At 42.3% G+C, this 26,204-nt stretch carries 27 protein-coding genes; 20 read left to right on the top strand and 7 right to left on the bottom strand.

Translation table 11 applies throughout. From position 1 onward, the window contains the following. The first annotated feature begins 3 nt into the window (after window positions 1-3). Window positions 4-1,611 carry an ABC-F family ATPase gene (locus AB6C75_RS15650; RefSeq protein ID WP_372108122.1) on the top strand — a complete coding sequence of 536 codons (1,608 nt, stop codon included), beginning with the start codon at window positions 4-6 and terminating at the stop codon, window positions 1,609-1,611. A gap of 240 nt (window positions 1,612-1,851) precedes the next feature. Here the strand turns inward: AB6C75_RS15650 and AB6C75_RS15645 are convergent, their stop codons facing one another. From AB6C75_RS15645 to AB6C75_RS15630, 4 genes are all read right to left on the bottom strand, one after another. Beyond that, window positions 1,852-3,288 carry a methyl-accepting chemotaxis protein gene (locus tag AB6C75_RS15645; protein ID WP_372108121.1) on the bottom strand — a complete coding sequence of 479 codons (1,437 nt, stop codon included), beginning with the start codon at window positions 3,286-3,288 and terminating at the stop codon, window positions 1,852-1,854. Window positions 3,289-3,319: 31 nt separating this feature from the next. Beyond that, a complete protein-coding gene (locus AB6C75_RS15640; RefSeq protein ID WP_372108120.1) occupies window positions 3,320-3,724 on the bottom strand; it encodes a hypothetical protein in 405 nt (134 codons plus the stop codon). 290 nt (window positions 3,725-4,014) lie between these two features. Then, window positions 4,015-4,539: a hypothetical protein gene (locus tag AB6C75_RS15635; protein ID WP_372108119.1), complete on the bottom strand. Its 525-nt coding sequence runs from the start codon at window positions 4,537-4,539 to the stop codon at window positions 4,015-4,017. A gap of 112 nt (window positions 4,540-4,651) precedes the next feature. Beyond that, window positions 4,652-5,065, bottom strand: coding sequence for a YgiW/YdeI family stress tolerance OB fold protein (locus AB6C75_RS15630; protein WP_012600619.1), 414 nt, complete (start codon window positions 5,063-5,065; stop codon window positions 4,652-4,654). 262 nt (window positions 5,066-5,327) lie between these two features. Here AB6C75_RS15630 and AB6C75_RS15625 point away from each other — a divergent pair, with 262 nt between their 5' ends. From AB6C75_RS15625 to modC, 4 genes are read left to right on the top strand one after another with little or no spacing between them, the layout of a single operon-like run. Further along, on the top strand, window positions 5,328-6,794 hold the full coding sequence (locus AB6C75_RS15625) for a cobyric acid synthase (RefSeq protein ID WP_102582277.1): 1,467 nt from the start codon (window positions 5,328-5,330) through the stop codon (window positions 6,792-6,794). 57 nt (window positions 6,795-6,851) lie between these two features. Beyond that, complete coding sequence (gene modA / locus AB6C75_RS15620; RefSeq protein WP_372108118.1) at window positions 6,852-7,610, top strand: molybdate ABC transporter substrate-binding protein; 759 nt, start codon at window positions 6,852-6,854, stop codon at window positions 7,608-7,610. Further along, window positions 7,611-8,309: a molybdate ABC transporter permease subunit gene (gene modB, locus AB6C75_RS15615; RefSeq protein WP_017102126.1), complete on the top strand. Its 699-nt coding sequence runs from the start codon at window positions 7,611-7,613 to the stop codon at window positions 8,307-8,309. A gap of 5 nt (window positions 8,310-8,314) precedes the next feature. Further along, window positions 8,315-9,421 (top strand): molybdenum ABC transporter ATP-binding protein ModC, encoded by a 1,107-nt coding sequence (modC, locus tag AB6C75_RS15610; protein ID WP_041473213.1) that lies wholly within the window; start codon window positions 8,315-8,317, stop codon window positions 9,419-9,421. 369 nt (window positions 9,422-9,790) lie between these two features. Here modC and AB6C75_RS15605 read toward each other — a convergent pair whose 3' ends face one another. After that, the gene (locus AB6C75_RS15605; RefSeq protein WP_004731036.1) at window positions 9,791-10,228 is read right to left on the bottom strand and encodes a DUF3069 domain-containing protein; all 438 of its coding nucleotides are present in this window, start codon (window positions 10,226-10,228) and stop codon (window positions 9,791-9,793) included. A 152-nt stretch (window positions 10,229-10,380) separates the two neighbouring features. Here AB6C75_RS15605 and AB6C75_RS15600 point away from each other — a divergent pair, with 152 nt between their 5' ends. After that, window positions 10,381-11,331, top strand: a complete 951-nt coding sequence (locus AB6C75_RS15600; RefSeq protein WP_372108117.1) for a diguanylate cyclase — start codon at window positions 10,381-10,383, stop codon at window positions 11,329-11,331. 101 nt (window positions 11,332-11,432) lie between these two features. Beyond that, complete coding sequence (locus tag AB6C75_RS15595) at window positions 11,433-12,419, top strand: Solitary outer membrane autotransporter beta-barrel domain (RefSeq protein ID WP_372108126.1); 987 nt, start codon at window positions 11,433-11,435, stop codon at window positions 12,417-12,419. 79 nt (window positions 12,420-12,498) lie between these two features. Here AB6C75_RS15595 and AB6C75_RS15590 read toward each other — a convergent pair whose 3' ends face one another. Continuing rightward, window positions 12,499-13,740 (bottom strand): GGDEF domain-containing protein, encoded by a 1,242-nt coding sequence (locus AB6C75_RS15590; protein ID WP_012600626.1) that lies wholly within the window; start codon window positions 13,738-13,740, stop codon window positions 12,499-12,501. A gap of 392 nt (window positions 13,741-14,132) precedes the next feature. Between AB6C75_RS15590 and AB6C75_RS15585 the strand changes: the two genes are divergently transcribed. The 9 genes from AB6C75_RS15585 to AB6C75_RS15545 all read left to right on the top strand — a co-directional run bounded on the left by AB6C75_RS15585 (window position 14,133) and on the right by AB6C75_RS15545 (window position 22,815). Further along, entirely contained in the window at window positions 14,133-14,501 is a 369-nt protein-coding gene (locus AB6C75_RS15585; protein ID WP_009845358.1) for a late competence development ComFB family protein, read from the top strand. A 38-nt stretch (window positions 14,502-14,539) separates the two neighbouring features. Further along, the gene (locus AB6C75_RS15580; RefSeq protein ID WP_012600627.1) at window positions 14,540-14,821 is read left to right on the top strand and encodes an HlyU family transcriptional regulator; all 282 of its coding nucleotides are present in this window, start codon (window positions 14,540-14,542) and stop codon (window positions 14,819-14,821) included. Window positions 14,822-15,120: 299 nt separating this feature from the next. Beyond that, window positions 15,121-16,668 carry a Re/Si-specific NAD(P)(+) transhydrogenase subunit alpha gene (pntA, locus tag AB6C75_RS15575; protein WP_009845360.1) on the top strand — a complete coding sequence of 516 codons (1,548 nt, stop codon included), beginning with the start codon at window positions 15,121-15,123 and terminating at the stop codon, window positions 16,666-16,668. 10 nt (window positions 16,669-16,678) lie between these two features. Then, window positions 16,679-18,076, top strand: a complete 1,398-nt coding sequence (pntB, locus tag AB6C75_RS15570) for a Re/Si-specific NAD(P)(+) transhydrogenase subunit beta (RefSeq protein ID WP_009845361.1) — start codon at window positions 16,679-16,681, stop codon at window positions 18,074-18,076. Between the two features lie 346 nt (window positions 18,077-18,422). Further along, complete coding sequence (gene vxrA / locus AB6C75_RS15565) at window positions 18,423-19,895, top strand: sensor histidine kinase VxrA (protein ID WP_009845362.1); 1,473 nt, start codon at window positions 18,423-18,425, stop codon at window positions 19,893-19,895. Further along, a complete protein-coding gene (vxrB, locus tag AB6C75_RS15560) occupies window positions 19,870-20,529 on the top strand; it encodes a response regulator transcription factor VxrB (protein ID WP_009845363.1) in 660 nt (219 codons plus the stop codon). Before vxrA ends, vxrB begins: the two co-directional genes overlap by 26 nt. Then, window positions 20,529-21,407: a DUF2861 family protein gene (locus AB6C75_RS15555; RefSeq protein WP_372108116.1), complete on the top strand. Its 879-nt coding sequence runs from the start codon at window positions 20,529-20,531 to the stop codon at window positions 21,405-21,407. The genes vxrB and AB6C75_RS15555 overlap by 1 nt, the downstream gene beginning before the upstream one ends. 59 nt (window positions 21,408-21,466) lie before the next feature. Next, window positions 21,467-22,621 carry a conjugal transfer protein TraF gene (locus AB6C75_RS15550; protein WP_372108115.1) on the top strand — a complete coding sequence of 385 codons (1,155 nt, stop codon included), beginning with the start codon at window positions 21,467-21,469 and terminating at the stop codon, window positions 22,619-22,621. Window positions 22,622-22,662: 41 nt separating this feature from the next. Further along, a complete protein-coding gene (locus AB6C75_RS15545; protein ID WP_004731009.1) occupies window positions 22,663-22,815 on the top strand; it encodes a YoaH family protein in 153 nt (50 codons plus the stop codon). Between the two features lie 601 nt (window positions 22,816-23,416). On the opposite strand, the gene AB6C75_RS15540 is transcribed toward AB6C75_RS15545, so the two are convergent. Next, entirely contained in the window at window positions 23,417-24,697 is a 1,281-nt protein-coding gene (locus AB6C75_RS15540; protein ID WP_372108114.1) for a GGDEF domain-containing protein, read from the bottom strand. 413 nt (window positions 24,698-25,110) lie between these two features. Here AB6C75_RS15540 and AB6C75_RS15535 point away from each other — a divergent pair, with 413 nt between their 5' ends. From AB6C75_RS15535 to AB6C75_RS15520, 4 genes are all read left to right on the top strand, one after another. After that, the gene (locus AB6C75_RS15535; RefSeq protein ID WP_372048605.1) at window positions 25,111-25,284 is read left to right on the top strand and encodes a hypothetical protein; all 174 of its coding nucleotides are present in this window, start codon (window positions 25,111-25,113) and stop codon (window positions 25,282-25,284) included. Beyond that, a complete protein-coding gene (locus AB6C75_RS15530) occupies window positions 25,284-25,478 on the top strand; it encodes a hypothetical protein (RefSeq protein ID WP_372048608.1) in 195 nt (64 codons plus the stop codon). The genes AB6C75_RS15535 and AB6C75_RS15530 overlap by 1 nt, the downstream gene beginning before the upstream one ends. Beyond that, on the top strand, window positions 25,432-25,554 hold the full coding sequence (locus tag AB6C75_RS15525; protein ID WP_258186662.1) for a hypothetical protein: 123 nt from the start codon (window positions 25,432-25,434) through the stop codon (window positions 25,552-25,554). Before AB6C75_RS15530 ends, AB6C75_RS15525 begins: the two co-directional genes overlap by 47 nt. Window positions 25,555-25,877: 323 nt before the next feature. Then, complete coding sequence (locus AB6C75_RS15520; protein ID WP_371702047.1) at window positions 25,878-26,114, top strand: hypothetical protein; 237 nt, start codon at window positions 25,878-25,880, stop codon at window positions 26,112-26,114. Window positions 26,115-26,204: the final 90 nt, after the last annotated feature.

The following is a 26,204-nucleotide window of genomic DNA, read 5'->3' as shown; positions in this document are numbered from 1 at the left end:
TCTTTGATATCTACCGCGAACATCACAATGCAATTTGGCGCAGAGCCGCTGTTTGAAAACATCTCTGCTAAATTTGGTAACGGAAACCGTTATGGTTTGATCGGCGCCAATGGTTGCGGAAAATCAACGTTCATGAAAATCCTAAGTGGCGCATTGACGCCAAGCTCGGGCAACGTTTCGATCACTCCTGGAGAAAAACTGGGTGTGCTAAGCCAAGATCAGTTCGCTTTTGAACAGTACAGCGTTATCGATGTAGTGATCATGGGTGACAAAAAACTGTGGGAAGTAAAACAAGAACGTGACCGTATTTACTCTTTGCCAGAAATGAGCGAAGACGATGGTATGAAAGTCGCTGAGCTTGAAAGTGAATTCGCGGAAATGGATGGCTACACAGCAGAAAGCCGTGCTGGTGATATCCTAATTCAAGCGGGTATCGAAGAAGAGTTCCATTTCGGCCTAATGCAACAAGTTGCTCCGGGTTGGAAACTCCGTGTGCTATTGGCACAGGCACTGTTTGCAAACCCAGATATCCTGCTTCTTGATGAACCAACCAACAACTTGGACATTCATACGATTAACTGGCTTGCTGAAGAGCTAAACCTGCGTAAATGTACAATGATCATCATTTCGCACGATAGACACTTCCTTAACTCTGTATGTACGCATATGGCGGATATCGACTACGGCGAGCTACGTGTTTACCCGGGTAACTACGAGTACTTCTTAGAAGCGTCAGGTTTGATTCGAGATCAACTTCTAGCGAGCAACGCTAAGAAAGCGGCTGAGATCAGCGAGCTTCAAGATTTCGTAAACCGTTTTGGTGCTAACGCATCGAAAGCAAAGCAAGCAAGTTCACGTGCTAAGAAAATGGACAAGATCACGCTTGATGAAGTGAAGTCATCAAGCCGTATGAGCCCATCTATTGATTTTGGTGAAGGTAAGAAACTGCACCGTCAAGCGCTTGAACTTAAAGAGCTTGGTCACGGCTTCGATGGCGAAACACTGTTTGCTGGTGGTAACTTGCTGCTTGAAGCGGGTACACGTCTTGCTGTTATCGGTGAGAACGGTGTGGGTAAAACAACACTATTGAAATGCCTAGTTCAAGAGCTAGAGCAAAACGAAGGTATCGTTAAATGGTCTGAAAACGCATCAGTAGGCTACTGCCCACAAGATAGCTCGTCTAACTTTGATAACGACCTGAGTATCTTCGATTGGATCTCACAATGGCGCACAGTGAAGCACGATGACCTTATGGTACGTGGTATTCTAGGTCGTCTATTGTTTACTGCTGATGATGCGAACAAGAAAGCTCGTAACTGTTCTGGTGGAGAGAAAAACCGTCTGTTATTCGGCAAGCTAATGATGCAAGACATCAACGTGCTTGTGATGGACGAACCAACGAACCACATGGACATGGAAGCAATCCAAGCCCTGAACGACGCATTGAAGGTTTACACGGGGACGCTTATCTTTGTAAGCCATGACCGTGAGTTCGTTTCTTCGCTAGCAACACACATCATTGATGTAAAAGACCAACAATTAGTGAGCTTCCAAGGTACTTATGAAGAGTACTTGGATCATCAGAAAAAGATACTAATGGTTAGCTTATAACAGTCTTAGTTGGTCTATAACTGTATTGGTTGACCTATAGTTGCATTAGTAATTAGGTAAACGGCTAGCAGCTAACTGTTTATTTGCTAACTATAATAAGAAAGCAATGAGAATAAGAAAGCCCCCGAACACAATAGTGGTCGGGGGCTTTTTGTCGTTCTGATGTTGGTTCTAATTTTAAACGCGGTTAAACAACATTGTTTAACCGCGCTCAAGAGCTAGAACGAATTATCCGTACGTCTAGTATTTAAACAATTGAACTTGAGTATTCAACTGTTGAGCAATACCGCGCAACTCTTCAGACAAGTGACGAGAGTTATCAGCCTCAGTAGACATGTTTTCTGATACATCATTAACCAACTGAATATTCTTACTGACTTCACCAGTAACCGATCTTTGCTCAGAAGCAGCATTCGAGATATGTGAAGCCATCTCTGAGATCTGTTGAATCGATGTCGCGATCTCTTCCAGTGCAATCGTCGCATTGTTTGCATCATCGACACTTGATTGCGCCAAGTCTTGGCTACGTTGCATTGATTCAACCGCACTGACGCTGTTTTTCTGAAGAGTCTCGATCATTTCGCGAATCTCGTCTGTAGAGCTGTGAGTACGTTGAGAAAGAACACGAACTTCATCTGCCACAACCGCAAAACCGCGACCTTGCTCACCCGCACGTGCCGCTTCAATCGCTGCGTTTAAGGCAAGTAGGTTAGTTTGTTCTGCAATATCAGAAATGGTTGATAGAATAGTGTTGATGTCTAACGCATTTTTCTCAACTTCTTGAATGATTCCTGAAGCGTTCTCAACTTGTTGAGCAAGGCTAGTGATCGAATCTTGGTTGCGGATGATGACTTGCTTACCTTGTTCACAATTCTCTGTTGAACTGATCGCTGAATCAGCCGTCATTTGCGCGTTGTTTGCTACTTCTTCTGCTGTTGCCGACATTTCATGTACGGCTGTGGCAATCTGAGAAATTTCGTGAAGTTGGACTGATAGACCTTCACTTGTTTGACGAGCGACATTGGTACTAATTTCAGATTGCTGATTAAGCTGGTTTGAAGAGCCCGCAATATCACGCACTATCTCTTGAAGTTTTGCTATGAATGCGTTGACGTGATGCGCTAGAGTGCCAATCTCGTCTTTACTATGAACAGTCATACGCTGTGTTAAGTCGCCGTCACCTTTGGACAATGCTTCCATTGCCGAGCTTAGTGTCGTTAATGGCGATAGTGCTTTCTTGATGATAAACATCGCAACAAATGCGATTACAGCAAGTTGTATTAGTCCAAATATTACCGACTGACGAACTAATGAATAGTAAGAAGCAAAAGAGTGATTTTTATCTATAACAACAGTGAAGTACCAGTCTGTATGAGGAACTTTCTGAGCAGAAAGAAGGGAGTCGGTACCTTTAATGGTTAACTCTTCAAATTCTGGATTTTGCGCAAGTGATTTGATTTTCTGAGCAGAAAGGTTGTTTGAAATATTAGAAACAGGCTTTAGCGTTAGGCCACGGTCTCTATGGGCAACAATGTTACCTTTACCATCGACAAGAAAAGCGTAAACACCAGGTTGCTCGATACTTACAATATCATTAATGAGGGTGTTTAAGTTCAGGTCTGCACCAATAACACCAGAGAAACCGTTGGTATTGAATAGGCTTGCAATTGTTACCACTAGGTCATTCGTAGCTACATCAACATAGGGTTCAGTGTGCCGCCATAGGCGCTTTGTACCAATCTCGAGTACGTGGGTCGTAGTCTTGCGGTACTGGCAAATCACCACCTAGAAGAAAGCGACCGTCAGAAAGCCCTGCGTAGGCAATTTGAAACTTACCGGCACTTGTACTTTGAGTTAAATAGCTGGTTGGGTCATCGGTAAAAGTAAATGAATTTTTCGCTGCATTTACAACGTTAATTCGGCCTTCAATCCATTTTTCTATACCCGATACCGTTGTATCAGTTAGTGTATTTGAATATTGCTGAATGGAACGATAGGTTTCGTTAAGAAGTTGCTTACCTGTTACATAAGTCTGAATCATAGTCATTGCGAAAATAATGACAACAAACATCAATGTTAATTTGTTCTTGATTGAAATATTGCTAACACCCATTTACGGTACTTCACTCTATTAGAAATTTGGAAGAGAGTAGCAGTACGCCGTATTACCGTAAAGATATTTTATTACTGATTTTTATCAATAAATGAATAGTATAAAAATGAGTTATAAACGGAAGTGACGAGAAAGGGTGATTTTCGAGGATTTTAAGCTAAATGTTTAGTTTTTAGTTGCAAAATCAGACATTAAGGCCAATAGGTCACGAGACTATTAGCCTTTAAGTTACCGTTTAAACAATCGAATTTAACATTTGCTCACTGATGGATCATAAGTGTTGAATAGACTTAAAAGCCAAATCGAGCTGACATTAAGAATTGGTGGCCGTAAGTACCGTTATTTCGAAGGTCAATACCTACTGAAAGCTGTTCTGTTGAGTGGAAGCGAGCCCCTACACCGACAATTGAACTCGTGTCGTCGCTGTGGACGAGTTGACCAAGGCGGGCGTTAACTTCAATGTTTGCCAGCAACCAAGCTCTTAAACCAATATTGATTTCAGTTTTAATGTGGTTACCATCATTACGTTCGATGTTGTGCAGTAACATCTGTCCAGTAATATCAGCCAACTGATTAATTGGGCCGTTGAACCCCATACCTACAGCCGCATCCCAATCCCCTTCAAATTCAGAATCGATTCGAGCAACAAAGTGTGAGTTTTGAGTGAACATTGTTGTGACTTCGCCACCAAATGTACTAGGGCCAATACCTGTGCGCAGCTCAAATGTATTGTAGTTAAAGTTGTTTGCATACGCAGAGAATGAACACAGTGTAACCAACCCCAAAAGGACCGTCTTGTTTGCGCTACCTAGCATGGTGACTCCATATTAATTATATTTTTCGGCATTATAATGCAAAAAAGCCTGCAATATGCAGGCCATTTGTTATAAATCATGTCTTTGAAGTCGACGGTACGGAGTTTGTATCTTACAAAACTTGAATATGATCTACTTCGATCTCTGGCGTTTTACCACCTTCGTATTCGCCAAATATACGAACTTTTGTATCTGCGGTGAGCGGTTGCGCTAGAAGGATATCGTCATCCAGTTCGATTTGAATTTCACTCTGACCATCAGAGAATACGAACGTATCGTTCTTTAGTTGACGAACAATCTTGCCATCTACGATTGCTTCTTGCTCTGCGAACATGCTGGTGTCTGCTAGTAGAGTCGCAACTGAAACGGTTTCAATCGGTCCCGTGTACGCAATAGCGCTCTGATGCTTGTGGTTACTGTCGCTATTGTTGTGATTACTGTTACTGTCGCTGTGATGGTCACTAGCCATTGCGAAAGTAGGAGCGAGGATAATAGTAGATGCGATAGCTAATACAGTTTTTTTCATGGTGAATCCCTTAATGTTGTTTTTATTAGAAACGTTTTTCTTAATTTGAAACGTTTCTTTTCGTGAGTGCGCTTATTTTGTTTGTAAGCTTCGTTTCGATGGAGCTATTAAACAACACTGGGGTTGAATCCAGAGTGAGTAACACATTCATTTTCCATTCATTTTATTGAGCATCTACACGACAATGACGTTAAGATGGAGGCAGAGAAATATTGCCCACAGCTATAAATTGAAAATTAAGAAATAAAGGATTTAAGTACAGATGCGATCACCGTTAAACGCCCTTATGGTTCAAGGGACAACGTCAGATGCCGGGAAAAGTGTTTTGGTGGCAGGTTTATGCCGTGTTTTGGCAAGGAAAGGCATCAAAGTGGCACCTTTTAAGCCTCAAAATATGGCGCTAAATAGCGCAGTGACAAAAGATGGTGGCGAAATTGGTCGTGCTCAAGCAGTTCAGGCACAAGCTTGTAATATTGAGCCTACCGTCCATATGAATCCTGTATTGCTAAAACCCAATTCAGATACGGGTGCGCAAGTGATTCTACAAGGAAGAGCACTGACGAATATGGAAGCGACCGGATATCACGACTACAAGAAAGTTGCGATGAATTCGGTTATCGATTCGTTTGATCGACTTTCTGAAGAATACCAAAGCGTGATGATTGAAGGTGCGGGCAGTCCCGCAGAGATAAATCTTCGAGAAAACGATATCGCGAACATGGGCTTTGCTGAAAAGGCAGACATCCCAGTGATCATCGTTGCTGATATTGATCGTGGCGGCGTTTTTGCACACCTCTACGGCACATTAGCTCTATTATCTGAATCTGAACAAGCGCGCGTAAAAGGCTTTGTGATAAACCGTTTTAGAGGCGATATTGCGTTACTTCAATCTGGTTTAGATTGGCTAGAAGAGAAAACAGGTAAGCCTGTGATAGGGGTTTTGCCTTATCTGCATGGTTTTAACTTAGAAGCGGAAGATGCCATTACCTCAGCCCAAGAGTCTGATGGAGAAGCTAAACTTAAGGTTGTAGTGCCAGTACTAACTCGAATCAGTAACCATACAGACTTTGACGCTCTGCGACTTAACCCGTCGATTGATTTACGTTACGTAGGCAAAGGCGAGCGCCTGAACAACGCTGATTTGATTGTATTGCCGGGAACAAAATCGGTAAGAGCCGATTTGGAATACCTAAAACAGCAAGGTTGGGATAAAGATATTCAGCGTCATCTTCGCTTGGGCGGGAAAGTGATGGGTATTTGTGGCGGTTATCAGATGCTAGGGAATATCATCCACGACCCAGATGGCGTTGAAGGGAAATCTGGAAGCAGTGAAGGGTTGGGGTATCTTGATACTGAAACGACACTAACACAGCAGAAAACTTTAACCAATGTGTGTGGAACCATGACACTTGATGGCAAAACTGCACAAGTAAAAGGGTATGAAATCCACGTAGGTAGGACTGATGTCAATGAAACGGTATTACCGGTTCAGTTAGAATCTGGCAGTGTTGATGGTGCTGTGAATCAAGATAACTCAATTTTTGGTACTTACCTGCATGGCGTATTCGATAACAGTGATGCATTGTCGCTTATTTGCGAATGGGCAGGTGCTAATGATGTGACAGCGATTGACCATGAACAGCTTAAAGAGTTGGGTATCAATCGAATCGCTGATGCCATCGAAGATCACTTGAACCTTGACCTGCTTTGGCCTGAATTAACAGCTTAGGCCGTAACTTAGAAGTTAGCTCAAGAATTTAAACGAACAATAGATTAAATGAGAATAATGAAAAAACGAGTCATCCTTTTAACTATCGTCTTAGTTTCAGCACTGAGTTCTACTCATCTTTTGGCTGCTGAAAAACTACGAGTTTATGCTGCATCGTCGATGACGAACGCGGTTAACTTGTTGGTTGAAGAGTTTGAGAAAGATCATTCTGTCGATGTTATTCAAGTGTATGCGAGCACGTCGTCTTTGGTGCGCCAAATTGAACGAGGTGCGCCAGCAGACATTTTTATCTCGGCAAACGAAAAATGGATGACGCATTTAGTCGATCGCCAATTGGTTAATAGTGACAATGTCACAAACTTGTGCGAAAACGAACTCGTGTTAATTTCCCCGAAAGAGACGCCAATATCTTTGGACCTCTCAAGCGGTGACCAATGGGCTAAACTTCTAATGAATGAAAGACTTGCAGTTGGCAACACCATGTCGGTTCCTGCGGGTATCTATGCGAAAGAAGCGCTAGAAACGTTAGGTGTATGGGACGATGTGAAGACTCGATTGGCACCAAGTAACAATGTACGTATGGCATTGGCTTTGGTAGAGCGTAGTGAAGCTAAGCTTGGCATTGTTTACAAAACAGATGCATTGCTATCTAAAGAAGTGAACCTAGTGTCGACGTTCCCATCAGATTTACATACGTCAATACGTTACCCTGTAGCTAAATTGAGCGATAAAATCGTCGCAGAACAGTTCTATACTTTCCTAAAGAGCGAAAAAGCGAAGGACACCTTGAACAGTTTTGGATTTGAAGTGCGTTAAATGATGTATCTATCGGAATACGAATACCAAGCCTTAATGCTGAGCTTGAAAGTCGCTGGTTTTGCCATCTTGTGGCTTATTCCAATCGGCATCGGCTTGGCATGGCTGCTTGCTAAGAAACAATTTGTGGGCAAAAGCATTGTAGAAAGTATTGTCCATTTGCCTTTGGTGCTTCCACCTGTGGTCATCGGTTATTTGCTGCTAGTGATGATGGGTAGACAAGGCGTTATTGGCTCTTGGCTTAATGACGTGTTTGGTATTGTATTCAGCTTTAGTTGGAAGGGCGCTGCTCTAGCGTGTGTGGTCGTAGCGTTGCCTCTGATGGTACGTTCTATACGACTGAGCTTAGAAACCGTAGACAGTAAACTTGAAGAGGCCGCAGCTACATTGGGCGCTTCACCGCTTCGTGTGTTCTTCACTATTACATTACCGCTGATGATCCCAGGGATCATTACTGGCACCATGCTTTCATTCGCAAGAAGTCTGGGTGAATTTGGTGCGACCATCAGCTTCGTTTCCAATATCCCTGGAGAAACTCAAACTATTCCTTTAGCCATGTATACCTTTATTGAAACCCCTGGAGCTGAAATGGAAGCGGCTCGTTTGTGTGTCATTTCTATTGTGATCGCACTGAGTTCACTGATGCTTTCTGAATGGCTCAACAAAAAGTCAGCAAAACGTTTGGGGGGTAACGCATGAGTCGCATGAGCACTTTGGTCCTCCAATATCAGCAACAGCTTGGTGAAACGTTTTTTGATATTGACTTAGAATTGCCAAGTACTGGTATTACGGCAATTTTCGGTCGTTCTGGTGCAGGTAAAACTTCACTTATCAATGCCATTAGTGGTCTCAAACAACCAGATAGTGGCTTGATCAGCGTATCTGGAACCATTCTGTTTGATAGTGAAAATGGCATCAACTTACCAACGCACAAACGCAACGTCGGCTATGTATTCCAAGAATCACGATTGTTCCCACACATGAAGGTAGCTGCGAATTTAAAGTACGGCATGAAATGCGTCGATAACGCGCACTTTGAACAAATAGTCTCGCTGCTATCGTTGGACTCGCTGCTTGATCGCTATCCAGCCCGTCTGTCTGGCGGTGAGAAGCAACGTGTTGCGATTGGCCGCGCACTGTTGTCTAAGCCCAGCATTCTATTGATGGATGAGCCATTGGCGTCTCTGGACTTACCTCGTAAGCGTGAAGTAATGCCGTTTCTGGAAAACTTATCTGAAACCGTTCAAATACCGATTATCTATGTCACTCATAGCCTCAATGAAATATTACGCTTGGCAAATCACCTTGTGATCATTGAGCAAGGCAAAGTTATTTCATCGGGGATGACGGAAGAGGTATGGGCATCGAGAGCCATGCAACCGTGGCAATCTTTTTCAGAGCAAAGTTCGTTGTTTGAAGCGACATTAGCGGAACATAATGATGATTATGCGTTGTCACGTCTAACGTTAGGTAAATCAACGTCACTTTGGGTTCAAAAGGTGTCGAGCGAGCTTGGCACTACGGTAAGGCTGCAAGTGAGGGCAAATGATGTCTCTATCACGCTACAGCAGCCGCAAGGCACTTCGATACGTAATATCCTTCCTGTCACTATTAAAAGGGTAGAGACGCACCAGCAAGGCTCGAATAAGCAGAGTGTCGCTGTCGAGTTAGAACTTGAGGCCGGATGCTACCTATGGGCGACTATTACATTGTGGGCGCTGGATGAGCTGAATTTAGAAATTGGACAACGTGTCTACGCACAAATTAAAGGCGTGAGTGTCGCGCAAAGAGATATCGCGATAACGCACTAAGCTTATGCAGCAAGCTCATGCGGTAATACATTAAGATCTAACGGTAATACATTAAGATCCCAAGACGTACCTGGTTTTTGGTTTCATTTTAGAACGGGTAAAACTCGATCTTGATTCTGTGACTCGATCTTGATTCCATAAATGACTACATGGGTCATTTTATACGGTGTAACTGCCAGTTTTGCGTCATACTGTATGAGTTTCAATGCATACTTTCCGTGCGATGAGAAAAGTTAGAATTATAAGAGCCACAAAAGAACGTATAGAAAAAGCTGCAGGTACAAAAAAGCCGCATGTTTTAAATAACATACGGCTTAATCATTAAGTTTTCGTTAAGCATTCAACCTAAATTTAGGTGCTCTGAATGGCTTAGCGGATGAAAACTTCTTTGAAATCACGCTTCAAGATAGCATCACGGCGCGCTTTCTTGATTTGCTTAGCCATGTCTTTTACACAGTTATGTAAAATTTGGTCAAGCAGTTGAGCTCGGTACTCTTCTTTTTCTTCATCAGACATGCCTTCTGGAAGTTTAAGAGTAGGAAACTCCTCCATCATGTTTACACCAGCGAAAGCTTGGCTAACAGAGATTAGAGCGTGGAATTGCTCAAAGTTGTCCAAAACATTTTGTGCGCTTGCTGGAAGGCTGCTCCAAGTTTCACGCACTGCTTCTTCAGACACCTCATGAATAGAAGTAACCATGTTGTGCATCTCTTTAGGCACTTCATCAAATTCGATAACTTGGCGAAGCTCTGGTGAGATAGTGGTTAAATCGATTTCTTGTACTTCGTTGTTTGTAGCGTCTGACATAGTATTTCTCTTTAAAAAGAAACAATGCTAAAAAGATCTGTAAAAAAGTCAATATAATATAGAGATTAGGGCATGATTTAAGCCCAAATTTGAGCTACTTTGAATATTCAACACTAGATAAAGGTGATGTGATGATAGAAAAGGGATCTTCGATGCGCATATTGCTGGTTGATGACGTTCAACTGGATAGGATGCAACTCGCTATTCGACTCAAGCAACTGGGTCACGTTGTAGAAGCTGTTGGTAGCGGAAAAGAAGTCCTGAATGTTTATTCTGATTTTGATCCTGAACTCGTGTTACTGGATATCAGCATGCCAGACATGGATGGTTTTGAGGTCGCTAACGAAGTTCGTCGGCAATTCCCAGAATGGGTTCCGATCATCTTTTTGAGCGGTCATGAAGAGCCTGAAATGATCGCAAAAGCGATTGATGCCGGCGGCGATGACTATTTGATCAAACCAGTAAACAAAGTTGTTTTGAACTCTAAGTTGATTGCGATGCAGCGTATTGCGCACATGAGACGAGAGTTAAAACAGAGTACCGCCAAACTCGAAGAACTGAATATTTTACTGCAACAACAAGCCAACGAAGACGGCCTAACCAAATTATACAACCGTCGATATATGGATACTAAGCTTGAAGAGAGCATTGCGTGGCACGGACGACGTAATATATCCATGACCGTCATACTACTCGATGTTGACTTCTTTAAGCCTTACAACGATAACTATGGCCATATTCAAGGGGATAAGTGCCTGCAAGGGCTTGCCAATACTTTGAAAGAGCTCTTTGTTCGAGCTGGAGAATTTGTCGGTCGCTACGGTGGAGAAGAGTTCGTCATCATTCTGAGTGATACCGATAGCTCAGGGGCTAATTTACAGGCCAATCGTGTAAAAGAAGCACTGCATCAAATGAACTACGTCCACGACTACTCAGCAGTGTCTGATAGGGTGACAGCGTCACAAGGTGTGTTGTCATTCATCCCTGAAGGTGGTGAAGCTATCGCTTCTATTTACGAAAAGGTTGACCAAGCACTGTATCAAGCCAAGCAAAGTGGAAGAAATACCTACATACAACGCGATATTATGGAGCTTGAGCAATAGTTGACGAGCTTCGGTAGTAACCTGAATTATACTTCTAGTAGCTTATAAGCTAGGAAGTGACTTAAGTGATAAAAGAAATGCAGCATTCCAAGTCATTCGTCATGACTAACTCAAACAAAGGTCTTGTATTAACTCTGTTTGTTTCCGTGTCTCCAACCGCTGTTAACGCAGCTTCACTCTCTGAACTGGTCAGGAAAGACATTGAACAAACCTTCGCAACGAGTGTTTTGCTCAATGATACGGATGTGTTTACCTTTGGCATAAATAATTTTGATCCCAACAAAGTCTTTAGTTTGGACAATGAAGATATTGGCTCTAATGACTCAGTAAGTCGCCGACAAAATATCGCTTCCCTCAGCCTTCCTTATACCTTTGAAGTGCCAAGTTATATTGAAAACAACCATCAAGAAGTAACACTTCGTTTATCTGCGTTGCGGATAGAGAAGGATGTTCAATATGCCAGTTCAACGATAAGCGACTTTCAAAAAGAGTCTGTTGTTTCTGGTTACGTTGAGTATGCAAACGTATCCCAGTTGAACGAATACTGGAGTTTTAGTTCTGCAATTGGTAACCATATTTCCTATTATCGAAACGATTTTGAATATCGTTCTTCGTTGCTTGCACCAATTCAAGGTCAGCTGGATGGTCTTTATCTGAACACGGATGCTTGGGCATACATAATAGAGCCTAAGATAAAGTTGATGTTTGAAGATAAGAATGACTGGGGTAAATATAAACTCAGTACCAGTTGGCATTACTTTAATGGTATAGGTTGGGGAGAAGCCAATAACGGTAATATTGGTCACCCAGAAGGTTGGTACATAGCAAATGAAGCTAAGATCTTCTATGACTTAGTTCGTTGGGACAAAAACATCACATCCATGTATTCGAGTATAAGAAGAATAGATATTGGTGGGGATACTGTCGCGTCTATGGGCACTACAGCTTACTACGAAGGTAGTGTAGGTTGGTTGCTTAACCCAAATCTGTTTAATGACTGGGTCGACAATGTAGGAATAGGGTTTACTATCAATTACGGAAGTAGTTTGAAAGGAGGGAGCTTAGTCATCTTCTTTAACCAAGACTAGTCTAAGCACCAACGCTTTCGATGTTCACACCGTTAAATTACGATGTTCAGAGCTTTACATTCCAAGACTTTCAACGTCTTTAACTATCGACACACAGCTTGTTTCGGCCAGTTTCTTTTGCTTTGTACAGTGCGTTATCGGCAAGTTTCAAGACTTCTACGGGTTGTTTAGTGGTTCTACTATCAGACAGCCCAATGCTCACCGTTACGTTTACGACTTCAGTTGATTTGTTGCTCTGACCACGTTTTTTAATGCCGACTTCATGGTCGTCAGGGCGATCGTTGCTATTTCGAATCGTCATATCGTAGTTTTGTACTTCCGAAATGAGAACTTGAAGGTGCTCTTTAACCTGTTCCGAGTATTTGCCTTTAAAAATAATCGTAAACTCTTCACCACCATAGCGATAAGCTTTTGCACCACCGGTTGTTTCACTCAATATACGTGCTACCAACTTCAACACATCGTCGCCAATGTCATGCCCGTAGGTATCGTTAAATTTCTTGAAGTGGTCGATATCAACCATCGCCATTGAGTATTTTCGCCCTAAGTGCTTCATATCCACTTCTAGTGCGTGTCTACCTGGAATGTTAGTTAAACGGTCATTAAAGGCCATATCGTGGCTAGCAGAGACGACATAGATAATGAATAGCGTACCAGACAGCGAGAACATCGTACTAGAGATGTATTGCACATCAAAAAATATGAATGTACTAGTAGAAAGTAAAATTGCGCTGTATACGACAACATCAATCGCGCGGTTGTATACCAGAACTAAAATCGACGTAAGGCCAAGTAAACAAAGGCTATACAGCACTAAAACGAAAGGTAGCCTCGAGAATCCGTTAACGATAAACAGGATACCTTCGCTCCATGACTCAAATCCACCTGACTGGAAATGAGAAACAATTAATTGCGCCCATACCGTAAACAGAACGAGAACCAAAGCATATAGGAACATGGATTTCGAGTTAACGCCGTTATCTGGGAAGGCATACACCAGTAAGCATGTTACAGGAACTAAAGCGGTTAACAGAGACAGTTCTAATAGAGTGGTGCCTGTGTTGAGTGGCGTTTGTAAACGAACTTGAATGATGAGGTATGCGACGAGCATGGTTAAGGACACCATGGCCATACGACCTTGCTTAAATGTGTGGCACAGCAAAACCGCAACGCTCAATAGAATGTATGGGAGGTTGCTAGCAAACCCTAAGTTTGAATCCGTCACTAGGATGACGTTGTTCATACCTGCAAGTAATATTGCTAATAGAAGTAAGGGAAAGCAAAATCGAAATATGCTCGACGTGACGAAAGAAGATGTCATTTATGTGGTGAGCCTAACTATAATGATGATCTTATATTTTAATTTTATACGTAGGATACGGGTAAACAAGCAATTGCCAAGCTTTTTCATTAAATTATAGCAAAAACATGATCATAGCTCGCTAATTGTACAATTAAATTTATATGTGTTTCAGTTGCTATTAACCTAAGAACGAGCTAAACAGTATATATGATAAATGAAACAGCCGTTATTGATACTTAACTAAATTAAGATGGTTTGTGCTTAAGAGTTAGGTGGTTACCTAAGTAGCAATGAACAGATGTTATACGCCTAACTGCAGAAGCGGCTAGCAACAACGGTAATTAGTTACAACAATGATTAGCTGTAACAACGATTAAACTAGAAACAACCGCTCAACATGGAGGTGTAATATGCAAATCAGTGTCGATGTCCATAACTATATGGAAACTTTGGTGGGAAATGTATTAGCGACAGAAGAGTATGTTTCTGGCTATACCAACGAGCAGTTAGCCGATCTTGCGTGTTTGGCTTTAGGTCAGCTTAAACCCATCTATATTCGCTTCGATGTCGATTTTCTATCGGCATTGCCAGAGGATAAATTGGTGCTGTATAAACGAAATAGTGAGATCGCGGTCAAAAATGCAGAAAGTATGATCATTGACGACAGAAGGCGAGAGCGTGACGACAATGTACCCGTAATCTTTAGTCAACATAATTTTGATGATGACGTTGAATTACAATGGTATGAAAAGCCATTGTTGAGCGGTAAACAGTCATGATAGTTTACGGTTAATGCGGTCATTTAAGGAGTAAAAACGTGGGATTCTTTTCTAGATTATTTAGTGGCAAAGAAAAAACCGAACAAAAAGTAGAAATTGAGCCAGTCGAATACAAAGGCTTCAATATCTATCAAGATGCCATTGCTGAATCTGGTCAATACCGTGTAGCTGGGCGAATCGAGAAAGAATTTGATGGTGAAATCAAAACCCATCGTTTTATTCGTTCAGATGTTGTTTCAAACAAACAAGATGCCGATGAACTGATGCTTAAAAAATCGCAGATGTTCATCGACCAAATGGGCGATAGCATTTTTAGCTAACCAAATAGGGTTAGAATTGATGTTGGTCATAATTTAGAGAGCTTTCAGTGTATATGCTGAAAGCTCTTTTTAGTTTTAGGAACAAAGAACAGCTAGTAGGTTGTTATTTAAAGGAATATTTGCAAGTGGTTTGACCTCTTGGCTCAAAAGAGGCGTCATTTCTTCAAATGAAGTGCTCCAATTCCATCCAAATCGTTATAAGTAATAACTTTTCCTGTTCTTTGAATAAAACGCTTGAAGTATTAGTTGTCGTTAGATACAAACGAATAAGTCATTGTGCCAATAGTCAAGGAATAGCTATGCAAATTGGTGTACCAAGAGAAACACTCGCAGGTGAAACGCGAGTCGCTGCTTCGCCGAAATCGGTAGAACAGCTTCTAAAATTAGGATTTGAAGTTTGTGTTGAATCACAAGCAGGTGCGTTAGCAAGTTTTGAAGATGCAGTTTATGAACAAGCTGGAGCAAAAATTGTCACCGCAGATGAAGCTTGGAAATCCGATATTATTTTTAAAGTTAACGCTCCGATCGTTGACGAAACTACAAATGAAATTGATCTTCTTAAAGATGGCGCAACATTGGTCAGCTTTATTTGGCCAGCTCAGAACTCAGAATTAATGGAACAATTGTCCACTCGTAATATTAACGTGATGGCGATGGATTCTGTACCTCGTATTTCAAGAGCTCAAGCGTTAGATGCATTGAGTTCTATGGCTAACATCGCGGGTTACCGTGCTGTTGTTGAGGCGGCGCATGAGTTTGGTCGATTCTTCACAGGTCAAATTACGGCGGCAGGCAAAGTTCCACCAGCGAAGGTACTGGTTGCTGGAGCGGGTGTTGCTGGCCTAGCAGCAATTGGCGCTGCGGGTAGTTTGGGTGCGATCGTTCGTTCGTTCGATGTTCGTCCTGAAGTAAAAGAGCAAGTTGAGTCTATGGGCGCTGAATTCTTGGAAGTGGATTTCAAGGAAGATACCAGCGCGGGCGACGGCTACGCAAAAGAGATGTCTGAAGCATTCAATAAGAAAGCTGAAGAACTGTATGCAGCTCAAGCTAAAGATGTCGATATCATCATTACAACGGCGCTGATTCCAGGTCGTCCGGCACCTAAGCTGATTACCAAAGAGATGGTAGACAGCATGAGTGCTGGTAGTGTGATTGTTGACCTTGCGGCAGCCAATGGCGGCAACTGTGAATATACCGTTGCGGATCAAGTCATAACAACGGCTAACGGCGTGAAAGTGGTAGGTTACACAGATATGGTTGGTCGACTACCGACTCAATCATCTCAACTGTATGCAACGAACCTAGTTAACTTGCTGAAACTGCTTTGCAAAGAGAAAGATGGCAACATCAATATTGACTTTGAAGATGTCGTGCTACGCGGTGTTACCGTGGTTAAAGAGGGTGAAGTCACTTGGCCTGCACCACCAATTCAAGTTTCAGCTCAACCACAACAAGCTAAGCCCAAAGCGGTTAAACCGGAGCCTAAAGTTGAAGAGCCGGTTTCTCCAATTAAGAAAGTGGCAGGCATGGCGGTTGCTGTAGGTGCATTTGCTTGGGTAGCTTCGGTTGCTCCTGCTGCGTTCTTATCTCACTTTACCGTTTTTGTACTCGCTTGTGTGGTGGGTTATTACGTCGTTTGGAATGTAAGCCATTCTCTGCATACGCCTTTGATGTCCGTAACTAACGCGATTTCAGGAATCATTGTAGTCGGTGCACTGTTACAGATAGGACAAGGAAGTGGCGTTGTCACGTTCTTATCATTTATTGCCGTATTAATTGCAAGTATCAACATCTTTGGTGGCTTTACCGTAACCAAACGTATGCTTGAAATGTTCCGTAAAGACTAAGGAGTGACAGATGTCTGAAGGATTAGTACAAGCAGCTTATATTGTGGCTGCTGTATTCTTTATTATGAGCTTGGCTGGGTTGTCGAAACAGGAATCTGCGCGTGCAGGTAACTATTACGGTATCACGGGTATGGCAATCGCGTTGATCGCGACGATCTTTGGCCCACATTCTGCAGGTATTGTATGGATCATCATTGCTATGGTGATCGGTGGTGGTATTGGTATCCACTACGCAAGAAAAGTAGAAATGACTGAAATGCCTGAGCTGGTGGCAATTCTGCACAGCTTCGTAGGTATGGCAGCAGTACTTGTAGGTTACAACAGTTACATTGATCCACCTGCTACTGTTTCTATCAACCCTGCTGATATTCATGCAGAGCACGTGATCCACCTAGTGGAAGTGTTCCTTGGCGTGTTTATAGGTGCGGTGACGTTCACGGGTTCTATTGTTGCGTTTGGTAAGCTTCGTGGCGTTATCTCTTCGTCTGCATTGAACATCCCTCATAAGCATAAGTGGAACCTAGCGGCGATCGTAGTTTCTACACTACTGATGATCATGTTCGTTAAAGCGGACGGCAGCATGTTTGCGCTAATGGTGATGACTCTTATCGCATTCGCATTCGGTTACCACCTAGTGGCATCGATTGGTGGCGCAGATATGCCAGTGGTTGTCTCTATGCTGAACTCATATTCTGGTTGGGCAGCAGCTGCGGCAGGTTTCATGCTTGCGAACGATCTGCTTATCGTAACCGGTGCATTGGTTGGTTCGTCAGGTGCAATTCTTTCTTACATAATGTGTAAGGCGATGAATCGCTCTTTCATCAGCGTTATTGCTGGTGGATTCGGGCAAGATGTGGTTGTGTCTGATGGTGATGAAGAGCAAGGTGAACACCGCGAAACATCAGCTGAAGACGTGGCTGACATGCTTAAAAACTCAAAGTCAGTCATCATCACTCCTGGATACGGCATGGCAGTAGCTCAAGCTCAATACCCAGTGCATGAAATCACTGAGAAGCTGCGAGCGCAGGGCATCAATGTTCGATTTGGTATCCACCCAGTTGCTGGTCGGTTACCGGGTCACATGAATGTGTTACTTGCTGAAGCAAAAGTACCTTACGATATCGTTCTTGAAATGGACGAACTCAACGATGACTTCAATGAGACCGATACTGTTTTGGTTATCGGTGCAAACGACACAGTGAACCCTGCAGCACTTGAAGATCCAAATAGTCCAATAGCTGGCATGCCAGTACTTGAAGTTTGGAATGCTCAGAACGTTATCGTATTCAAGCGTTCGATGAACACAGGTTATGCAGGTGTGCAAAACCCGCTGTTCTTCAAAGAGAATACGCAGATGTTGTTTGGTGATGCGAAACAGAGCTGTCTCGGTATTCTAGAGCATCTATAGGAAACACTTTTTAAGTATTTTCTAAGCAAAAGCATTAAGTCGTAACTAAATAAGGAGCTCATTAGAGCTCCTTTTTTTTGTTCATCTGAAAGTCGCTGTATCCTAAAGCAACAATCTATGACCCATAAGCAGCAATCTATGGCCCATAAGCAATAAGCACAGTCCGATAGACGGCCGTAAAACTCATTTGAATGAAGTTATAACGACTCAAACGATTAGCGAGTACAGCTGTGCAACATAGCCCTAATATGATCGAATTTGTCGCTATAACTCGTCATTAGCACGGTTTTTCATGCGGTTATAAATTTATCTTTGATAACGAATGGTATATATTTGATTGATCCATATGAATTTGCGTTGGTTTGTTATCATCAAAAGAACATTTACTCTGCTTATCGCTACATTATCAGTTTCAGTGAACGCGTTTGCTGACTCTTTACCTGAGCGTATCGATAACTTCACTAAACTTTTTGATCATGAAATGGCAATTGAATCTTATGATATTCGACTGCTTCAGGCTGATTACCCGACTCGCTTGATCATGCCGTCTTCTATGCTGCCGCAAACTGCTGAATACCCACTAAAAGACATCCAACGCTTATACCGGTTATCAAAAACATGCAGCGGAAAGTTGCCCTTAAGCCCTCTAATCACAGAGCCTTTGGTCTTTACTCGTGCAATGTGTAAAGGGACTAAACTTTCTGATCGTTGGTTTACTCGAAGTGGTTTGATTCATCCCGGTGGCGGTTCATATGCCGCACGCTACGTTGAGTTATACCCAGAGAAATTTGACTCGTTGAAGCGCTACATGCACATTCAAGAGCGACCGAACACAGAACACGATGAACTACTGTCTCGTCTACAGAAGATGGACAACGAAGCCATAACAGCTTTGCTAGCGGGTGCGAGTATGTTTGTTGAGCTTGATGAAATGTGGGTCAAGCGCGGCGATAGATATTACCTGTATAAAGAATCAGTTTGGAACGAAAATGCTACGCTCGCGGGCTTATCCTTTAGTTTGTCCTCAGAAGGCAACAGCTGTTTCGTCCAGCGCGGCAATGTATGTTGGGAAATAGAAGATCATTCAGAGCTTCTGCAGATCGCCATGTTTATTTTGGTGATTGCCAATATCCTACTCGTGTTGGGGTGGGCGGTTTACCGTTGGAACAGTAAAAAACAAGAGATGAAGAGCCGCATGCTGGTTCTTCAAATTCTAACGCATGAATTAAGAACACCGATTGCGAGTTTGTCATTAACAGTTGAAGGGTTTAGGCGAGAGTTCGAACACTTGCCAGAATCGGTATATGATGAATTTCGTAGGTTGTGTGAAGATACACGTCGTTTAAGGCAGTTGGCAGAAGCAAGTAAAGACTATTTGCAATCAGACAACCAACCGCTTGCAACAGAGTGGGTGCCAAGTGTTGAAGAGTGGCTTCAATACAAAGTTGAAGAAGACTTTGCACCGGGCATTGAACTCCGCGTAAACAAAGATATTGCTGCAAAAGTAAACGTATATTGGTTAGGAACGTGTATAGATAACCTGATCAGAAATGCCGTGAAATACGGCGTTGCCCCGGTGATACTAGAACTGAATACTTCTGACAAGAAGCTGACATTCAAAGTTATAGATAATGGAGACTTGTCTCGCAAAGATTGGGGGCAACTAAGAAAGCCATTCGTAAGTAAGAGTGGACTCGGTTTAGGTCTGACGATAGTAGAATCTATGGTCGGAAAAATGGGCGGTCACATGACGCTTATCGGCCCCCCAACAACATTTATTTTGGAGATACCTTGTGAAACAGACATTGCTTCTCGTTGAAGACGATAAAAATTTAGCTGACGGTTTATTAGTTAGCCTTGAGCAAGCTGGATATGAATGTTTACATGCCGAGCTGATCTCTGAAGTTGAAGGCTATTGGGAACAAGCGGATCTTGTGATCCTAGACCGTCAACTTCCTGATGGTGACTCAGTAGATTCACTTCCAGGTTGGAAGAAAAAGAAAGACATCCCAGTTATTTTGCTTACGGCTCTCGTGACAGTAAAAGACAAAGTTGCCGGCCTAGACTCAGGTGCGAATGACTACCTGACGAAACCATTTGCAGAAGCTGAACTGTTTGCTCGAATCCGTGCACAACTACGCCTACCTGATGCTGAAGATCAAGATGCATCAAAAGTGATGGCTCAAAACCTTGTCATTGACAAAGCAACACGTGAAGTGTTTTTTAACGAACTGGAAGTCACGTTAACGCGTACGGAATTTGATTTACTATTATTCTTGGCAAGTAATCTTGGTCGAGTGTTTACTCGTGATGAGCTACTAGACCACGTTTGGGGTTACAACCACTTCCCAACAACTCGTACTGTAGATACACACGTTCTGCAACTAAGACAGAAGTTGCCAGGTTTAGAAATTGAAACCTTACGTGGCGTTGGCTACAAGATGAAAGCGTAATGAAAAAAGCCTTACTTCCACTACTCATTTTATCAAGTGTCATCAATACTGCACACGCAGCCGATTGGTTTAAGGACAGTGATGCACTGACACAAGTGCACAAGCACCTGCTAGATAATGATTTAGCATTGATGTTTGATTCATTGGTGGAAGTTTGGCAAATCAATGCTTCGCAATCTCGCGAAGATCATCTCAAGCAGCTGTTCGAGCAAGCATTGAACAAAGATTGTGGGAAAACGCTCACCAAAAACACTTTACCGGACTGGATAAGCTCGGTCGTCGTGAAAAGACACATTATCCAAAGCCCAGGCAGGGAAACATTCCGTGTGGCGATTGACGTTGAATCGGAAAGCAACATCCAAGACATCACCTTTGAGAAGTGGGTCGACAAGGTCGTTTCGTCTGATAGTGAGTTCACCAAAGGTAACCCTGTAATCAATAACACTTCAGTGAGTGTATACAGCAAACGTTATAGCTTAGCGTCTCAACTCGATTCTGGACTTTATCGCCTGACTGTAAAAGGAAATAGCGGTAACTCCTGGAGCACTTGGGTCATTCTTGGTGAAGTGGTTATGCGTCAACAAGTTCGTTGGGCATCTAAAGACTCTTGGTTGATCGATAAAAAAGCACTGCTGAACCCGTACTGCCCATTACCAAAGTTAGACGTAGGTTTGTACGATTATGTCGATGAACGGTATAAGCAGGTGTGGGGTAAAAGTTATGAATCCGATTATCCGACCAATTTAACGGGTGAAGAACTGCCCAATGATCGTTATGTTTTAGCTGTTTCAATGGTACATTCGCGCTGGCAAGGTGACATAGCGATAGAGCAAGCACAAACTATCAGTAAAACTTATGATATTTCTAGCGAAGAGTAGCTAAAGTAATTTAGAATTGAGCCGTTAATAATGTAAGGGATCTAACAAAGATAAACGGCATGAAAAATACAACTAAACTACTCGCAGCATCAATTGCATTCGCCAGTCTTCCTCTTTCAGCAGCAAACTACGCCATTGAAGCGCGTGGTGATGCGATGGGTGGTGTTGGTGTTGTTTCAGCAAACTTCCTAACAGCTCCATTCTATAACCCAGCACTTGTTGCTATTTACCGTCGTAACGATGATATGGGTATGATCACGCCAAGTTTTGGTGGTAGTTATAATGACCCCCAAGACATGAAATCAAATATTGATTCCGCTCTGGCTGCGACAAACACTGCAGATTTAGATGCAGCTCTTAAAAAACTCGATGGTAACCAAGCTAATGTTGAACTTGGTGGTGTTGTCGCATTCGCTATCCCAAATCAATTTATAGCGGCTAACCTATTCGGCAAAGCCTATACAGAATCGTTTGCTACACCAAATGTTTACAATGAAGCGTCAGCGACAGATGCCGATAAGCTTGAGTTGTCGACGGTAGAAGCCGTTGCTATTGGTGTTACCGAAGTTGGATTAACTCTCGCTAAATATCAAACCTTTATGGGGCAGCATATTTCATTTGGTATCACGCCTAAACTTCAACGTATTTACACATACAACTACGTTGCTTCTGTTAAGAGCTACGATTTGTCTGATGTAAGAGACAATGGTGAAGGTGAAACTTCTTTTAATATGGATGCTGGCGCGCTTTGGTTCACAGGTCCATTTCGAGTTGGTTTTTCGGCTACCAACTTAATATCTAGAGATATCAATACCAAAGATACATCTCAAACTTTAACGAGCACGACCAGCGGTGTGACACACAAAGTCGGTGGCCAATACGCATACAAACTAGAGCCAGTATATACCGTAGGTGCTGGTATCGTAGCGGACTACTTCACGCTTAGTGTCGACTATGACTTAAATGAAACCGAAAAGTTTACTTCGTTCAAAGATAATGAACAGATGATTCGCGTTGGTACAGAAGTTGATGTTCTGCGTCAGCTACAGCTAAGGGCAGGGTACTACAAGAATTTGGCATACTCTGGTTCAGAAAGTACAGTCACTGCAGGTATTGGTTTGTCGCCACTCAATTTGTTCCAGTTAGATTTAAGTGCTAACTACACAAATGAAAATGCAATGGGTGCATCAATCAATTTCCTTGCTAGTTACTAACAGTCCTTATATAGTTCTGCTCCTAAATAAAGGAGCAGACTATGCTAAACGACTTACCAACCCTTTCTCACGAAGAACAACAGAAAGCTGTTGAACGAATTCAAGAAATGATGACCCAGGGCATCAGCACAGCACAAGCTATCAAAATCGTTGCTGAGCAAATTCGTGAAGAAATGAGTAATAAAGAAGAGTAGGGCATTAGCCCTTCTTTTTTAACAACTTAGTGCACTATAACTAAATATATTACCCTCTAGTATATTATATCGCACATACCAACTCTTTAGTTATCCTAAATTCCGAGCTATTCAAAACCATTAAATGCCGTTTATTCAGTAAGTTACGTTGGAGTAATCCACTTATCAGGCTTTTCTTGGCTTCTATTTGTAATTAAATTACAGCACGAACTGAAAGTAATACAACTATCATTTCGGGTGTCAGTATTTGTGCCACCCTGTCTAAGTGGTTAAATCTATGGCGTTTTTTAAGGCTAGTGACGTTGTGACTTCCATTTTTAGTGGATCAGAGTGCGTGATTAGAAGCGTGACGGGAGCAGAATAATAAGGATTTCCTCGAAGAGCAGCGCGAGATAAATAACGACGGTAATGTTCAAAACCGATACCGCGAGTGACTTACGACTGCTTAGAGAAAGCTTTTACTAGCCAGATATGTGCGGTTTAGAACAAGTAGTTAGGAAGCTTAGAAACGATACATATAACCTGAGAATGCGATTAATGGCGTCTTGATTGAGTATTGGAAGAGAGTTGAATGTGTAACTGCAGTCTAGTCAAGCGAGCTTTAGTACAACTTTGCGACTTGGTTTCGTCCGTTGTCTTTCGCTTGGTAGAGTGCCTTGTCTGCACGTTTAATTGCAGAACGTATCGATTCATGTTGCTTAAGCTGTGTTACTCCAGTCGAAGTCGTTACTTTAAGCGCTTTAGGCCAAACGCTTTGGTCGATTGCTAGGTATAGATTATTGATAGATTCGTTACACTGTAGCGCAGTTTGCTCCAGGCAAACTAAAAGGAACTCCTCACCACCCCAGCGATAAAGTAAATATTGCTCACCAAGGCTTTCGTTCGCCGTTGCGACAAACTGAATAAGTACTTTGTCACCCACTTCATGACCATGTTGATCATTGATTTGCTTAAAATGGTCTAAATCAAACAAAGCGATGTGAATGGTTTTTCCTTGCTGAGCTAACCATTCAAAATCATAGAAAGCATCTAAAGCTTCAGTTCTGTTCCTACAGCCGGTCAACGGGTCGGTCGTTGCCTTTATCTTTAGCTCTTCAATTTCTTGAGTCAACAAACGTTGTTGCTGTGCGGCATCTGTTCTTGTTCTTCTGGCTAGATATAACGCACAAGATATATAGTAAATCGCATACAGCACCCATAAACTAATTAAGAGTTTTCCTAGTACAAACTTGTCGATCGTCTTGCCGTGAAAAACGATGCTTTGTACTGTCAGTTTATGGTGCCCATCAAGTGTGCTAGCACCAAGCCCTAACTCAACCGACACAGCGTTGGTAACGTCTACGGCGCTATTCGTAATAGGGTGGTTGTAATAGTCGATCCACCACAAAGGGACATTGAAATAATCTAAGTCGATGTGTTTTCTATCGGGTAACGAGAAATCTAAACGATTGAACTTATTAGACATAGCGTCACCTTGAACGCTGTAATTCTCGTCGTAATTTCGAATGTAAAAGCGAAACCTTGGCTGTTCTTGGCCTTCGTAATCCATATTGATGGTCACTGAGTCATACACTGAGAGATCCAGACCTTTAGCTTCCGTAGAGATAACGAACTCAATCTCACAGAATGGCGAGCTATAGGTACGCTTAAAGTCACACTGTAACTCAATGGTGTCTTCTGACTTATACAGCACCCCTTTGGTGCCACCATTATGTTCTTGGTCAGTGTTAACGAGTGTAGGGAATCTATCTGGAGTGATAACGTAGTTTTGATCCATGATCATATGGTAAGAGATAAACGACAGTAGAGTGGCAGCGAGGCAAAAAACCGAAAGGAATATATTGATTTGCCTGAATACGTTGTCGCTCAAAATGTTAATCATCCATACATGTAACGTTGTGGTAATGCGTGATGTCACCGCAAGCAGAGATTCTATCGAGTATTCACATTCGTACCCAATAGTTAAAATTGAATTGAAGATTATACAGAAAAGTTAATGATTAAACTGATTTTTAGAACGAATTCTGTACGCAGACCCTTAATTCTGAATGTTATTTGCTCAATAAGTGCGGTTTTTACGGGGGTAATAGTTTTACTGTATATTTATACAGTTAAGTTTGAAGTAGCTCGGTTTGTCGTTATCAGAGTTATGTGTGCGAGTTTTATGGCTTGCTGTGACAACGAGTCACGAGGCCACTGTTACTGTTCGTCAATTAGAGTGGAGGGTAGTTATGTTGCAGTGTCACTTTTGGGTTCCAATTTTATCGCAACACTCTGTTAGCTATGTAAGCCTTCTTGTCGTTCATTCCCAATTACGCGCCATATGTCGAACAAGGCTTCAATGCACTGCAGAACATCCATAACCCTTATTGGTTTGTAGTCGGTGCCGTTGTTGTCGATACGCTAGGCATGCGTGCCATGGTGCGATACCTACTTGAATACTACGCATCTCGATGGAAAACGAAGTGATGGCGTTCCTTGATGCGTTAATCATCGCTCTTATTACAGGTGGAGTCTCAAGCCTTGGCACAATTGCGGCTTTGAAAACAGACGTCAACTGGATAAAGCGAGTGCAACAAGACCAAGAGCAACGGATACGAAAACTGGAGAACCCCAATGAAAGGACACAAGTGCAAAGGTCGTCGACCAAACGGCCAACTTAAGAAAGGTTACACGCTCAAGAACGGGCGTGTGGTAAGGGCGAACACCACACGAAAACGCTACAAGAAACGCCGATGATTCACAGCAATCGAAAGGGCTATTTTTTTAGGAAAGTAGCCCTTTCTGCATTTCTACGACGAGAATCCACACTTTAAGCATCCAGTTTTACAGCTAATGATTTAAATCACTGTTATAAATAGGGTTAATGAGTATAATCCTTTCCCATAAATCAGACTAGACAGAAAAACTCTGTATTTAAATGCAGAATTTTCTATCTAATAAGCGTTAGTTCTACTTATTAAATGTGCGTACTGGTTCATATGCGTGATTCACTTCTCATTCATATGCGCAGCTACTCCGATATCATTCTCAGGATTTATAAAACAACAATTGAGGTTAAAATGAGTGCTAGGTATTGCGACAAATGTGGTCAAAAAACAGAACATAAAGAATTGATTAAGCAAAAACCGTCCAAATATGGCAATAGTAAGAAAGAAAAGTTTAAGGAATTTCTTGCGGGTTTTTTGGGTGGGATGGCTAGTCCAGCAGGAGCGTCACTAGATTTAATCGATCGCTATGTAGTTTGTTTAGAGTGTGGTACTAAAACATTAGAAAATCATGGCGATGAATTTCAATAAATTGTGTTTTGTCCAGTCTAAGTCGTAGAGCTAACAACAAATAAGGATTAAGGTGTTGCGTAGCCAACACTAAATCCCAAGTGTTGAACA

This window comes from Vibrio sp. 10N.237.312.B06 (genome assembly GCF_041464685.1).
Lineage (GTDB): Bacteria > Pseudomonadota > Gammaproteobacteria > Enterobacterales > Vibrionaceae > Vibrio > Vibrio tasmaniensis_A.
This window is presented reverse-complemented; position numbering and strand designations above follow the sequence as displayed.

Bases quoted from the DNA above. Each gene is read 5' to 3' on its own strand.
- pntA (WP_009845360.1), top strand. From the start codon at position 15,121: ATGCAAATTGGTGTACCAAGAGAAACACTCGCAGGTGAAACGCGAGTC.
- AB6C75_RS15545 (WP_004731009.1), top strand. From the start codon at position 22,663: ATGCTAAACGACTTACCAACCCTTTCTCACGAAGAACAACAGAAAGCT.
- modA (WP_372108118.1), top strand. From the start codon at position 6,852: ATGAAAAAACGAGTCATCCTTTTAACTATCGTCTTAGTTTCAGCACTG.
- AB6C75_RS15640 (WP_372108120.1), bottom strand. From the start codon at position 3,724: ATGGGTGTTAGCAATATTTCAATCAAGAACAAATTAACATTGATGTTT.
- AB6C75_RS15550 (WP_372108115.1), top strand. From the start codon at position 21,467: ATGAAAAATACAACTAAACTACTCGCAGCATCAATTGCATTCGCCAGT.
- AB6C75_RS15520 (WP_371702047.1), top strand. From the start codon at position 25,878: ATGAGTGCTAGGTATTGCGACAAATGTGGTCAAAAAACAGAACATAAA.
- AB6C75_RS15625 (WP_102582277.1), top strand. From the start codon at position 5,328: ATGCGATCACCGTTAAACGCCCTTATGGTTCAAGGGACAACGTCAGAT.
- modB (WP_017102126.1), top strand. From the start codon at position 7,611: ATGATGTATCTATCGGAATACGAATACCAAGCCTTAATGCTGAGCTTG.
- AB6C75_RS15555 (WP_372108116.1), top strand. From the start codon at position 20,529: ATGAAAAAAGCCTTACTTCCACTACTCATTTTATCAAGTGTCATCAAT.
- modC (WP_041473213.1), top strand. From the start codon at position 8,315: ATGAGCACTTTGGTCCTCCAATATCAGCAACAGCTTGGTGAAACGTTT.
- AB6C75_RS15605 (WP_004731036.1), bottom strand. From the start codon at position 10,228: ATGTCAGACGCTACAAACAACGAAGTACAAGAAATCGATTTAACCACT.
- AB6C75_RS15595 (WP_372108126.1), top strand. From the start codon at position 11,433: ATGACTAACTCAAACAAAGGTCTTGTATTAACTCTGTTTGTTTCCGTG.
- vxrA (WP_009845362.1), top strand. From the start codon at position 18,423: ATGAATTTGCGTTGGTTTGTTATCATCAAAAGAACATTTACTCTGCTT.
- AB6C75_RS15590 (WP_012600626.1), bottom strand. From the start codon at position 13,740: ATGACATCTTCTTTCGTCACGTCGAGCATATTTCGATTTTGCTTTCCC.
- AB6C75_RS15635 (WP_372108119.1), bottom strand. From the start codon at position 4,539: ATGCTAGGTAGCGCAAACAAGACGGTCCTTTTGGGGTTGGTTACACTG.
- AB6C75_RS15525 (WP_258186662.1), top strand. From the start codon at position 25,432: ATGAAAGGACACAAGTGCAAAGGTCGTCGACCAAACGGCCAACTTAAG.
- AB6C75_RS15540 (WP_372108114.1), bottom strand. From the start codon at position 24,697: ATGATTAACATTTTGAGCGACAACGTATTCAGGCAAATCAATATATTC.
- AB6C75_RS15600 (WP_372108117.1), top strand. From the start codon at position 10,381: ATGCGCATATTGCTGGTTGATGACGTTCAACTGGATAGGATGCAACTC.
- AB6C75_RS15630 (WP_012600619.1), bottom strand. From the start codon at position 5,065: ATGAAAAAAACTGTATTAGCTATCGCATCTACTATTATCCTCGCTCCT.
- AB6C75_RS15530 (WP_372048608.1), top strand. From the start codon at position 25,284: ATGGCGTTCCTTGATGCGTTAATCATCGCTCTTATTACAGGTGGAGTC.
- pntB (WP_009845361.1), top strand. From the start codon at position 16,679: ATGTCTGAAGGATTAGTACAAGCAGCTTATATTGTGGCTGCTGTATTC.
- AB6C75_RS15585 (WP_009845358.1), top strand. From the start codon at position 14,133: ATGCAAATCAGTGTCGATGTCCATAACTATATGGAAACTTTGGTGGGA.